The sequence below is a fragment of the Psychrobacter sp. AOP5-GZ1-6 genome (genome assembly GCF_052376345.1).
Classification (GTDB): Bacteria; Pseudomonadota; Gammaproteobacteria; order Pseudomonadales; family Moraxellaceae; genus Psychrobacter.
The window spans coordinates 1-11679 of record NZ_JBQSVP010000101.1; the positions used below are offsets into that span (position 1 = coordinate 1).

At 42.7% G+C, this 11679-nt stretch carries 13 protein-coding genes; 9 read left to right on the top strand and 4 right to left on the bottom strand.

Annotated features, from left to right (window positions below):
- On the bottom strand, positions 1–279 hold a 279-nt coding region (locus ACT3RN_RS11665), incomplete at its 3' end, for a hypothetical protein (protein WP_444518658.1).
- A 169-nt stretch (positions 280–448) separates the two neighbouring features.
- Positions 449–1429 (bottom strand): Hsp33 family molecular chaperone HslO, encoded by a 981-nt coding sequence (hslO, locus tag ACT3RN_RS11670; protein WP_444518659.1) that lies wholly within the window; start codon positions 1427–1429, stop codon positions 449–451.
- 355 nt (positions 1430–1784) lie between these two features.
- Here hslO and ACT3RN_RS11675 point away from each other — a divergent pair, with 355 nt between their 5' ends.
- The 7 genes from ACT3RN_RS11675 to ACT3RN_RS11705 all read left to right on the top strand — a co-directional run bounded on the left by ACT3RN_RS11675 (position 1785) and on the right by ACT3RN_RS11705 (position 7834).
- Positions 1785–2756 carry a glutamate/aspartate ABC transporter substrate-binding protein gene (locus ACT3RN_RS11675; RefSeq protein ID WP_192520332.1) on the top strand — a complete coding sequence of 324 codons (972 nt, stop codon included), beginning with the start codon at positions 1785–1787 and terminating at the stop codon, positions 2754–2756.
- Positions 2757–2853: 97 nt separating this feature from the next.
- A complete protein-coding gene (locus tag ACT3RN_RS11680; RefSeq protein ID WP_192520333.1) occupies positions 2854–3600 on the top strand; it encodes an amino acid ABC transporter permease in 747 nt (248 codons plus the stop codon).
- On the top strand, positions 3597–4268 hold the full coding sequence (locus ACT3RN_RS11685) for an ABC transporter permease subunit (protein ID WP_192520334.1): 672 nt from the start codon (positions 3597–3599) through the stop codon (positions 4266–4268). Before ACT3RN_RS11680 ends, ACT3RN_RS11685 begins: the two co-directional genes overlap by 4 nt.
- A gap of 174 nt (positions 4269–4442) precedes the next feature.
- Positions 4443–5174 (top strand): amino acid ABC transporter ATP-binding protein, encoded by a 732-nt coding sequence (locus ACT3RN_RS11690; protein WP_225739285.1) that lies wholly within the window; start codon positions 4443–4445, stop codon positions 5172–5174.
- 185 nt (positions 5175–5359) lie between these two features.
- Positions 5360–6583 carry an FAD-dependent oxidoreductase gene (locus tag ACT3RN_RS11695; RefSeq protein ID WP_444518660.1) on the top strand — a complete coding sequence of 408 codons (1224 nt, stop codon included), beginning with the start codon at positions 5360–5362 and terminating at the stop codon, positions 6581–6583.
- Positions 6584–6722: 139 nt separating this feature from the next.
- The gene (locus ACT3RN_RS11700; protein WP_444518661.1) at positions 6723–7232 is read left to right on the top strand and encodes an energy transducer TonB; all 510 of its coding nucleotides are present in this window, start codon (positions 6723–6725) and stop codon (positions 7230–7232) included.
- A gap of 134 nt (positions 7233–7366) precedes the next feature.
- Positions 7367–7834 (top strand): energy transducer TonB, encoded by a 468-nt coding sequence (locus tag ACT3RN_RS11705; protein WP_444518662.1) that lies wholly within the window; start codon positions 7367–7369, stop codon positions 7832–7834.
- Positions 7835–7935: 101 nt separating this feature from the next.
- Here ACT3RN_RS11705 and ACT3RN_RS11710 read toward each other — a convergent pair whose 3' ends face one another.
- Positions 7936–8658, bottom strand: a complete 723-nt coding sequence (locus ACT3RN_RS11710) for a pantothenate kinase (protein ID WP_444518663.1) — start codon at positions 8656–8658, stop codon at positions 7936–7938.
- A gap of 32 nt (positions 8659–8690) precedes the next feature.
- A complete protein-coding gene (locus ACT3RN_RS11715) occupies positions 8691–9686 on the bottom strand; it encodes a biotin--[acetyl-CoA-carboxylase] ligase (protein ID WP_444518664.1) in 996 nt (331 codons plus the stop codon).
- 264 nt (positions 9687–9950) lie between these two features.
- Between ACT3RN_RS11715 and ACT3RN_RS11720 the strand changes: the two genes are divergently transcribed.
- Together ACT3RN_RS11720 and ACT3RN_RS11725 are read left to right on the top strand one after the other, a co-directional pair.
- On the top strand, positions 9951–10754 hold the full coding sequence (locus ACT3RN_RS11720) for a sulfite exporter TauE/SafE family protein (protein WP_192520237.1): 804 nt from the start codon (positions 9951–9953) through the stop codon (positions 10752–10754).
- A 55-nt stretch (positions 10755–10809) separates the two neighbouring features.
- Positions 10810–11679 (top strand): WG repeat-containing protein (locus tag ACT3RN_RS11725; RefSeq protein WP_444518665.1); only part of this gene is annotated, 870 nt, incomplete at its 3' end.

Here is an 11679-nt window from a genome sequence, read left to right on the forward strand (position 1 = left end):
ATGTATATGAAGAGCCTGTTCAGAGCCTTGTTGTGCACGCACAGAATGCTTTAGTTCTTCAACTTGAGTTTCTAAGGTTCTACGTTGCAAGGCTAACTCTTTGCTCTGTAACAAATAAGCTTCAATGAACCAATACCAAGCCAATGCTGTGAAGGTTCCAGAAAGAATTGCACCAATGTCGCCTAGTGATATATTAGACCAATCGTTAGTTTCGTTGAAGCTGAACCAAAGATATATTACAGCTGCCATAGCTAAAATAATTGAAAAGCTTATCCACATAGTTCTCTTTGGAAACCTAATACTCCTATCACTCTCTAATAGTTCTGTATGTCTCATTTCTGGTTCAACCCATATTTAAAAACTTAGTATAAAACAAAAACCCCTCAAGCATCACACTTGAGGGGTTTTAGTATTTCTATAAAGGCTAATTTATAGTAAGTAAGACAACTTACTCAGCAAATATTGCTGTTACATCATCTTTATTAAACTTGTAGATTTCACCGCAAAAACCGCAATCCATCTCAAACGTGCCGCCTTGCTCTGCTACGATCTCTAAGGCTTCTGCTTCACCGATTTGTTCAATGGCTGTCTCACATTTCTCGCGTGAGCAAGTGCAACCAAATGACAAGGGAGCAGGCTCAGGGGCAACGATATTTTCTTCATGATACAGACGATATAGAATCTCGTTGGCGTCAAGCGTCGTCAGCTCTTCGGCCTTGACTGTGCGTGTCAATACAGATAAGCGTATCCATAAATCATCGTCAATACCCGCATCTTCGTTTTGCTCAACCTCATAAGTTTCTGCGGCAGTACGAGGCAGCATCTGTACCAATATACCACCTGCTTGTAGACCATCCGAAGCCAAGTTAATCAACGTTGGAATCTGTGCCGATTGCTTTTGATAATGGGCTAAGCAGTCTGCCAAATTATCATGGCTGCGCTCAACGATACCTTGATAAGGCTCACCACCATCAGGCTGAATATTGATAAACAAAACGCCTTGCCCAGGTGCGCCTAGCTCTGCAAACGCTTCTTTGGCGTGGAGCATATTGTTCCATGCTTGTACCTGCTCATCAGTTTCAGCTTTCCAACTGGCAAGCGCTCTGATGACACCGTTTTGATCGCATTCTGCCATTGCCCAGTTAAGCAAGCTGTCGCTGTCCGATGACTGTAGTTGGATGGATAAACGACCATTTATTTTGACCGTGCTAATGAGCAAACTGGCAGCAGTCAGCATTTCACCCAATAAACGCTTGATGGCTTCAGGGTAGGGCTTTTGGGCAATCGTACTTGCATAGCTGCGTGAGAGGCGCACCACATCACCACGTACGGGAGAATCTTCGATAAAGAATCGTTGGCGCACATCGTTATCGCTGTAGTTGCTAGCGGTTTGGCTGTCCGTATTTGGGGCTTGAGTGTCTTGTGTCATAAGTCATTTGCAGTATTGGGAAGTTGTTAACTTTATGGGGATTCATCGTGATTTATCAATCAGCTCTTTTATTCTGTATGTATGTCTATTTTTTTAATAATCCTCTAAAGTCTTTTGCTCGAACAAGGCAGTGATGAGTGTTTGCCTTTGATTATAGGAAAGTAAAGATATGACAAAATAATGACTTTATTAAAAAAAATTACCTTCTAGCATAAATTTGTTGTACAGTAACTTTAAGTTTCATTTTGATAAATACCAGCAACAATCGTATGGATGCGAGATAGTAAGGTCAGCCAATTGCCAGACCTATGTCGTCCAAGCGCTCATTTAACTTTGTGATAAAAGGATGTTTTTCATGACTTACTTCTTTTCTAAACCGTTGACTTTAGCTGCATTGGTAGCATTGGCTTTGACAGGTTGTAATAATAGCAGCGAAACCAGCACCGATGCGCCAGCAGATGATAGTGCCACGTCAGAGAGCATGAATGGTACGCTACAAAAAATCAAAGACTCTGGAACTATTGTTGTTGGTCACCGTGATTCCTCTATCCCATTCTCTTATATCGCTGACGATCCGAATCAGCCTATTGGTTATGCACACGATTTGGAAATGAAAGTCGTTGATGCTGTCAAAGAAAAGCTAGATATGCCAGATCTACAAATTCGTTATAACTTGATTACCTCACAAACACGTATTCCACTGGTGCAAAACGGCACAGTCGATTTTGAGTGTGGCTCAACGACCAATAACGAAGAGCGTCAAAAACAAGTCGCGTTTTCTAATGGTTTCTTTGAAATTGGTACGCGCCTATTAACCAAAAAAGATTCTGGTATCCAAGAGTTTGAAGATCTAAAAGGCAAAACGCTAGTCACTACAGCAGGAACGACCTCAGAGCGTTATATTCGTCAGTACAATGACGAAAATAGTATGGATATCAATATCATATCTGCCAAAGATCATGGTGAAGCTTTCTTGATGTTAGAGCAAGGCCGTGCCGATGCCTTTATGATGGATGATGTACTGCTCGCTGGTGAAAAAGCCAAAGCGAAAAATCCTGATGAATGGGTCATCGTTGGTCAGCCTCAGTCGTTTGAAATCTACGGCTGTATGATGCGTAATGACGATCCAGAGTTCAAAGCAGTGGTTGATGAAGCATTGGCCAACGTCTTTAGTTCGGGCGAGATTAACAGTATTTATGACAAGTGGTTCTTGAACCCAATCCCACCAAAAAACGTCAATCTAAATTTTGAGATGTCTGACAACCTAAAAGCATTGATTGCCAATCCGCATGACAGCGCACAGCCAAAAGAAGTAGAGGCACAGTAGTTATCGTCCTTCAACCTAGCTTGCTTACGTGTTCAGATGGAAATTTATTGTCCATTTGGCACGTAAGATTTTCAATTGCTATTCGGAGAGACAAATCATGAATTATAGCTGGAACTGGGGTGTGCTCTTTGAGCATACGGGCATTGGTAGCGAGCTTTATATCCATTGGATGATTACTGGTCTCGGCTGGCTGTTATTAATTGGTAGTATTGCGTGGGCTATTGCTATGGTAGTGGGTACCATCTTTGGCATCATGCGCACCTTACCCAATAAACCCGCTCGTGCTATTGGTACGGCTTATGTCACGTTTTTTCGTAATATTCCATTGCTTGTACAATTATTCTTTTGGTTTTATATTGCCCCAGGCTGGCTCACACCTGCAATACAAGACTGGTGGTATAAGGATTTATCTCCCAATACCTCAGCCATGCTATCAGCGAGTATTGGTCTTGGCTTATTTACTGCGGCTCGTATCGTTGAGCAAGTACGTACTGGTATTGAGTCATTACCTGATGGGCAGGTCAATGCAGCCTACGCACTCGGCTTTAGTATTCCTCAAGTTTATAAAGAAGTTCTGTTACCGCAGGCTTTTAGAATTATATTACCACCGCTCAGCTCTGAGCTTACCAATTGCTTCAAAAACGCTTCGGTTGCTTCTTTAGTAGGTGTCATGGAGCTGATTAGTCAAACCAAAACTATCAGTGAATATACTCAAAACAGCATCGAGATCTATACTTACGCAACGATTATTTATTTGGTCTTCAACTTATCCTTGATTGCTATTATGGGTTTGATTGAGCGTAAACTACGCGTGCCTGGTTTGATTGCAGGAGGTCAAAAATGAATATGATGACCGAATTAGCCACAGCTTATCCTGGTTTGATGAGTGGTATGATCACCACCTTAAAAGTATTGTTTTTAGCGATACTTGGTGGTATCAGTCTGGGTACCGTATTGGCATTGATGCGTTTGTCTGGTATCAAGGTGTTAGAGATACCCGCAAAGCTATACGTCAATTATTTCCGCTCAGTGCCGTTGCTGTTGGTATTGCTATGGTTCTACTTTGCGGTACCGATGATTTATTTTTGGGTGGCAGGTAAGTATTTACAGTTAGATGCTGCGTTTGCGTCTTGTGTGGTTGCCTTTATGATGTTTGAGGCGGCTTACTTTTCAGAAGTGGTACGTGCTGGTATTCAGTCTATTGGTAGCGGACAGGTCAATGCTGCTAAAGCACTCGGCATGACTTATGGGCAGACCATGCGCTTGGTGATTTTGCCGCAAGCGTTTCGCAAGATGCTGCCACTTATTTTGCAGCAATGTATTATCTTGTTCCAAGATACTACCTTGGTATTTGCGATTGGTTTGACGGATTTTTTCCGTGCTGCTTACGTGCGAGGAGAGTTGATGGGTTTACTCACACCTTATATATTAGGTGCTGGCGCTGTCTATTTTGTGATTAGTGTCAGTGCTTCTATTGGTGTACAACAAATTCAAAAGCGTTTACGGTTCTAATAGACTTTTGCCCCAGATTTTTTAGTTTTAAGGTGCCGCTTTAGTATTTGTTTTACCTTTTTAAATATTGATTATCAAGAATAATGTGGTTAGGAGCCAGTAATGAGCAATGCTGATACGTACGTAAATGCCTTTGGTGGACTGGTTACCAATAGTGGTCATGCTAGTGACGAGATGGTGGTTGAAATTGCTAATGTCAGTAAGTGGTATGGTGACTTTCAAGTATTGACTGACTGTACGGCGCACGTGCATAAAGGGGATGTCGTCGTCGTTTGTGGACCATCGGGCAGCGGTAAATCGACCTTAATCAAAACGGTCAATGGGCTTGAGCCTTTTCAAAAAGGTGACATCATGGTCAATGGTATCTCTGTCGGTGACCCAAAGACCAATCTGCCCAAACTGCGCAGCCGCGTAGGTATGGTGTTTCAGCATTTTGAGTTGTTTCCGCATTTGACGATTATCGATAATTTGACAGTCGCGCAAATCAAAGTATTGGGACGTAAAGAATCTGAAGCCAAGCAAAAAGCCATGGCCTATCTAGACCGTGTGGGTCTAACCGCGCAAGCGGCCAAGTATCCGGCAGAACTGTCTGGTGGTCAGCAGCAGCGGGTAGCGATTGCACGTGCGCTAGCGATGGATCCTGTGGCGATGCTATTTGATGAGCCAACCTCGGCGCTTGATCCTGAGATGATTCAGGAGGTGCTCGATGTGATGGTTGAGTTGACTCGTGATGGTATGACGATGATGTGTGTGACGCATGAAATGGGTTTTGCCAGTCAGGTAGCCAATCGTATTATCTTTATGGATGAAGGTCATATCGTAGAAAACTGTAGCAAAGATGAATTTTTTGAAGGAGCAAAGAGTGATCGTGCTCAGCAGTTCTTATCAAAGATTCTCAATCACTAACACTATATTTAGCTTCTTCATACTTTCAAGCGTCTATTAATAGGCGCTTTTTTTGTGGCGATAGATTGATATATTTAACTACCATATCGATATGGTTGACTGTATAAGTGAATAGCTGTTTACTGATACAATAACGGTCAATATTCTAACAATTAAAATAATCTATTATCTATATCGGAGCTAATATGAGTGTAGAACAATCAAATAATGGTATCGTGATTATTGGTGCAGGTTTGGCGGGCTGGCATGTGATCGATGCCATTCGGGCAAAAGACAAAGATATTCCGATTACGTTGGTGACCGCTGATAGTGGTGATCGTTACCACAAGCCAATGTTGACCATGGCGATTAGCCAAAAGAAAAGTGCAGCAGATTTGGTTAGAGCAACGGGCGTTGATGCCGCAGAAGCGGCAAATGTTAAGCTGCTTGCCAATACGCAAGTAACGGATGTTGATGCTGCCACCCAGCAGTTGCAGCTTGTCTCTGCACTGCGCTCAGATCCTGTTTATACCAATTACGCCACGATCGGCTATGACAAGCTGGTGCTCGCTATGGGTGCGCATCCTATTTTTCCCAAAAGCTTGCCAGAAGATTTGGTATGGCATGTCAATCATATTGAGCGCTTTGGACAGCTACAAGAAAAGCTAGCCACTGGCAGTCAGCACGTTGCTATCGTCGGTGCGGGCATGGTTGGGACGGAGATTGCAGAGGACTTACTAAAAGCTGGTCATCAAGTGACGCTCATTGATTTAAACGATGCGCCACTATCACAAATGCTACCGCCAAAAGCGACGGCTCGTATCGCTCAAGCGGTGAAGTTACAAGGCATTAACTTTTTAGGCGGTTATCAGGTATCTGCTATTACTCGTATCAGTGATGGCACCAGTGAAGATAGCGATGGACAGTTACAGGTCAGTTATGAGGCACTGCCATCAGCGGCAGAAAACAGTGCTGCTGAGCCAACCGAGCCACTTATTGTCGATCATGTGATTGCCAGTACAGGTCTGACCGTTGATGATCAATTGCCTGCTGCTGCTGGTGTGGAGTTCGACCGTCGTACGGGTATCGTAGTCGATGCGTCAACATTGCGTACCAATACATCCAATATTTATGCCATTGGTGATTGTATGTCTATCGATGGCGTACCTTGCCGTTATGTAGCACCGTTGCGTGCGCAGGCTGCTACTATTGCTGATGATGTGTTGGGCCTAGATCATGATGGCTATGCTCATAAGCCACCAATGATTCGCCTAAAAAATAAAGCAATCTCTGTCATGGTGACAGGCGTACCAAAAGCGACTGGCAACTGGCAGGTTAAGACAGAGAGTGATGAAGAGTTGGTGATGGAGTTGGTAGGTGACAATGATACGATGACTGCCGCGGTCACTATCAAGTCTCCTGTTAAATAAAACACTGATAGCGTGGCATAATAAGTTAGTAATAATCGAATTATGTTTACCCTGAAAATCAAAAATGTGCTACGTTATGTCTCTCATAGCGTGGCACTTTTTAATGACTGATGAATAACTGAAATAAAAGACTTATATTATGACTCGTAAACTACATACCAAGCTAGACTTTAAGACCACTTCTCCCTTACTAACCAACATAAAGTCTATCGGTGCTAATAGCCTGTTAGTCGCTATGTTTGGATTGTTTACGATGATAGTAAGCACAACGCCTACACAAGCAGAGCTAGTTGATTTGTCTAGTCCTGAACCCGTTATTAAATTTGCTAGTCAAGATGCTAGCTGGTTGAGACCGCCTAATCTTGACGGACTTGATCGTTTTACGCGTTCACGCTTAACTGATTGTTCATATGACCGATATGGAAATGTTATCCAGTGTTATAGAACCGATTTAAAAATGGTTTTTTCCTTGCGCGTTGATACGCAAGGTAGTATCAGAAATGTAAAAGTAATTAAGAGTAGCGGTATAACAGATATAGATAGACGGGTGGCTAGAGAGCTTAAGAGAGCTCGTTTCAAGCCTTTTTTAAGAGAAGGAAAGGCTGTAGAAGGTAGGGTTGATATACCAATTACATTTAGAGCACCGTAACTCTCGTATTTGAACATAACAAAAAGTAGGTCGATTAAGACGTCCTGCTTTTCAGTTTTTATTCTATAACAGCTGACAGCATAAGATGCAGACAATTGATTATCATGAAAATATTGTGTGAGATTATTTATATTATGACTCGTAAGCTATATACTAAGCCAGACGTTAATACCGTTTCTTCTTTACTAACCAACATAAAATCTATCGGTGCTAATAGCCTATTAGTCACTATGTTTGCATTGTTTACGATGATAGCAAGTACGATGCCTGCACAGGCAGAGTTGATTGATTTGTCTGAATCAGAGCCAGTTACTCAAGTTCCTACTAATAATGTATCTTGGGTGAAAATGCCTAGATTTAGAATCGAACCTCATTGTATAAATACTATGAGTAATGGCACCAAACTCAATATTTTGTTAGATGTATCGGTTGATAAGCAAGGCAAAATTACTAATGTAAAAATCAAAAAAAGCAGCGGTAGTTCATGCTTGGATAGAAGTGCTATCCAACAGGCAAAATATGGTCAAATGAAGCCATTTATGATTAAAGGGAAAGCCGTAAGAGCAAGGGTTAGCTTACCTATTACATATATAGCACCATAGGCAGCAACAGAGAATTCAGATGTTTTTAAATCAAAAAAGCAGTACGCCTCAGACGTACTGCTTTTTTCTAACTTATGAAAGCTCATAAGACTTGCTACTGGCTATTTACTATGATCAAAATATCGTGCCAGACCATTTAACAACAAGTCATCACGCAGGCGTACAGGGCGATTGATATGCTGGGCGATAATGGCTGCATCACCCCCTGTCATTATCAATTCAAAGTTAGGGTGACGATGGCTAATCTCATTGATGGCACCGACGATGGATAACAGTATACCGCGATGTACCGCATCTTGTGTGGTCATACCTTGACTGACACTATCAAAAGTACCGTTAGAGATGGTGATTTGCTTGGTACCAGAAAACAACGATTCACGTTGTAGGTAGATGCTAGGAAATATATAACCGCCTAAGTGCTCAGCATGATCGATCAAATCAATCGTCACCGCTGTACCGCAGCCAATCACACACTGGCGTTTTTTCTTATCCACCGCGCCCAGCATCTGTAGCCAACGATCACAGCCTAGCTGTTCATCATTATAGGCGCTCTTCATGAGCGGATGTGCTGCATCAACGTTGACAAATTTAAACGGAATATTTAGACGGCTTAAAGTCTCCGCTACCTTAACATTTAGCTCGTCACCTAGTACCGATGAGATACCAATAAAATCAGGGGCAAAACGCTCAAAGCGATCTGTCAGACCCATCAGTAATTCGGCGGGTGCTTGCAGATGTTGTTTTGCATCATGTGTGACTATCTGACCGATATCATCGGTGAGCCAGTATTTTAGGCGGGTATTTCCAAGATCAAGCCAGAGCATAAAATTCCCTTTAGTACTCGTTGATTAAACGATTAAGCCGTTTGAATAACGTCAATGCGTCCAGTAAAAAGAGCAGAAATATTACCGCTATCTTGGCGCAATTGCAAACATCCATGTGTATCGATACCACAAGCGTAGCCTGTAAGTATATTTGTTTGACCGTTATGCTCTTGGGTTACCCGTAATCGCAGCTCGCGCAATGCATCCATCGAGTCAAACTGCTTTAAAAACCTATCCAGATAATAACTATGGCCCGTTGATTTTTCTATACTTAGGTACTCAAAGCACGTCATGGCGCTCATTAGTGCCTGACTCATTTGCTGATAGAGTTCACGTAAGTCTGTTATATAGTCGGTTTGTATTTTTGGCTGTAGCGTCTCAGCAATATCTTGTAAGCTAATCGCTTGATAACTCATGCCTTCAGCGGTTTGTGCTGTGAGATTTGGTGTCGCTCGTACATTGAGTCCCACACCTATGACCACCCCAACCAGCTTGCCTGCTTGCGATACAGGTTCGATCAGAATGCCTGCGAGTTTATGAAACGGCAGCGTCTGGCTGTCTAATGCCGTATTATGCACATTCGTGTTACCTAAAGTAGACTGGCCTTGAGGTCGATGTTTGCTCTGGTAAAAGCCCAGATCATTTGCCCATTTTACGCCGATAGGTGTGAGTCCTTGTACTAGCAACTGCTCATTTAGTATTTGGATAACGGGCATTTGTGCCAGTTCAACACCGATGATTAATGACAGCAGTCCGCTAACGGGTAAGTGCACAGGATGGTAGAGAGACAGGTAAGCATTGCCAGGTGGTGACTGCCATGAGCGTCCGTGTTGCCCACGACCAGCGCTTTGGGTCTCAGCCGTTAATAAGTGCATCTCGGTCGCATCTAATGTACCGTCTTGTATGGCGTCTATCAGCTCACTATTGGTAGAGGCGCTACTCACGACATGACGATGATTTAGCATAGGCGAATGATTAAGTCGTAGTGACTTTGATGAAGCGTTAAATGGCTGGTTAGATATCGGCATAAGTTTATTCTATTTAGGTTAGCTAAGATAATCTTTGATATACTGAACGATTTTCGATAGAGCGTCGCCTAGAGTATTTCATCAATTTATCGCATGTTAATGCTCATAATCTAATTGGTGACACACCCTAGAGTAGACAGCATAAAGATCGGGTTGTGATTTGGCAAATGTAATTAAGAACAAGCTATTAAGTACATAAACGGGCAAATCAGTCATACACAAATACCGTTCAAACAGCAGAAGTGATAAAAGGCTAATTCGATGATGTTATATGTGTGGTTTGTGATTGCAGGTGCATTCGCTGGCGTCAGTGCTGGCTTGTTTGGCGTTGGCGGTGGCATGATTATCGTACCGGCACTGGTGTGGATTTTTACTGCCTATGGCTTTTCACCAGAGGTTATCACCCATCTGGCGATTGGTACCTCACTGGCGACCATCGTTGTGACCTCGATTAGCTCACTCACAGCTCATAATAAGCGTGGCGGTGTCCGCTGGGAAGTATGGCGAAAGATGGCATTGGGCTTGGTCATCGGTAGTTTGGTCGGCGCTGGTATCGCGGATATGATCGATGGCAAATTATTACAAGCCATTATCGGGGTTGGCGCGCTATTGGTCGCGTTAAAAATGCTGTTTTTCTCTAATAAAGAACAGTTGGGCAAGCCGCTGCCACCTGCTGGTATTCAGTTTGGTGCTGGTACGGGCATTGGTATGGCGTCTTCTATCTTCGGTATTGGTGGTGGTAGTTTGACTGTGCCGTTTTTGAATTGGGCTGGACTACCGATGAAGCAGTCAGTCGGTACGTCTGCGGCATGTGGTCTACCAATTGCATTGGCTGGCGCGGCAGGGTTTGCATGGTTCGGTCAAGACGTGGTCAATCTGCCTGAGGGCACGATAGGGTTTGTGCATATCACGGGATTTTTATGTATTTCAGTGGCTAGCTTTGCGATGGCAAAAGTCGGTGCCAAGCTCGCTCATGTATTGCCTGCCGCTATGCTTAAGCGAGCGTTTGGCGTGTTGTTAGTCTTTGCTGGTGGGCAGTTGTTGTTGAGCGGGATTGGGATTATTTAACAGAATCACTGATCATACTGTTAAGTTGATGCAGTTTTTATACAAAGGAGCACAAGTGATAATCATAAGACATCAGGTTTTGAAGCTACTCATAGCCGCTACTGTTATACAAGGACTAACACTACAGCATGCGATTGCAGAAGAATGTACCAAGCCGCCAGTCGATGAAGGTATTTGGGCAAGCTGCGTAGAATCAGGCGTCGCTATTGCACAAAAACAAGGCAAATATGGTTTAGTTGATAGTAGAGGAAATGTTATTTCTGATTATCAGTACGACCATATCAGTAAGTTTTTCGATGGACTCGCTATTGCTACCAAAGAGGGTAAATGGGGATATGTTGATAGATCAGGAAAGCGCATTATTCCTCTTGAGTACGATAACGCTTGGGCGTTTAAGGAAGGTCTTGCTAGAGTTTTTAAGAATGGAAAAATGGGAGTGATTAACAAGTCTAATGTGTTAGTTGTACCTATAATCTATGAGGTAATAGCACCCTTTCATGACAATTTAGCGCTAGTTATTAAAAACAATAAAGTTGGATACATTGATCAGCATAATAAAGTACTTACTACCTTGGATTTTGAAAACGGTCGTAGCTTCGATAATGGTTTTGCATTTGTCCAGCAATCGGGTAAATGGGGTGCTATAGATACTCAGGGAAGATTGGTTGTTCCTTATATTTATGATGAAATTGAACCGTTGTCTTCAGAAGAAACGAGCGTTTATAAGATAGAAAAAGATCGTATGTATGGATTAATGGATAAACAAACAAAGGTGATACTGCCTGCTAAATATAAGCCATTTTACCTTAGTTATGATGATGACTTGGAAAAGATTTCAAACGATGAGGGTGAGGGTGCCATAAATAGCCAAGGTATTGTAGTTGAACCTATCTATGATGATGTCTATATTCGAGGCAATATAATT

Bases quoted from the DNA above. Each gene is read 5' to 3' on its own strand.
- hslO (WP_444518659.1), bottom strand. From the start codon at position 1,429: ATGACACAAGACACTCAAGCCCCAAATACGGACAGCCAAACCGCTAGC.
- ACT3RN_RS11675 (WP_192520332.1), top strand. From the start codon at position 1,785: ATGACTTACTTCTTTTCTAAACCGTTGACTTTAGCTGCATTGGTAGCA.
- ACT3RN_RS11680 (WP_192520333.1), top strand. From the start codon at position 2,854: ATGAATTATAGCTGGAACTGGGGTGTGCTCTTTGAGCATACGGGCATT.
- ACT3RN_RS11685 (WP_192520334.1), top strand. From the start codon at position 3,597: ATGAATATGATGACCGAATTAGCCACAGCTTATCCTGGTTTGATGAGT.
- ACT3RN_RS11690 (WP_225739285.1), top strand. From the start codon at position 4,443: ATGGTGGTTGAAATTGCTAATGTCAGTAAGTGGTATGGTGACTTTCAA.
- ACT3RN_RS11695 (WP_444518660.1), top strand. From the start codon at position 5,360: ATGAGTGTAGAACAATCAAATAATGGTATCGTGATTATTGGTGCAGGT.
- ACT3RN_RS11700 (WP_444518661.1), top strand. From the start codon at position 6,723: ATGACTCGTAAACTACATACCAAGCTAGACTTTAAGACCACTTCTCCC.
- ACT3RN_RS11705 (WP_444518662.1), top strand. From the start codon at position 7,367: ATGACTCGTAAGCTATATACTAAGCCAGACGTTAATACCGTTTCTTCT.
- ACT3RN_RS11710 (WP_444518663.1), bottom strand. From the start codon at position 8,658: ATGCTCTGGCTTGATCTTGGAAATACCCGCCTAAAATACTGGCTCACC.
- ACT3RN_RS11715 (WP_444518664.1), bottom strand. From the start codon at position 9,686: ATGCCGATATCTAACCAGCCATTTAACGCTTCATCAAAGTCACTACGA.
- ACT3RN_RS11720 (WP_192520237.1), top strand. From the start codon at position 9,951: ATGTTATATGTGTGGTTTGTGATTGCAGGTGCATTCGCTGGCGTCAGT.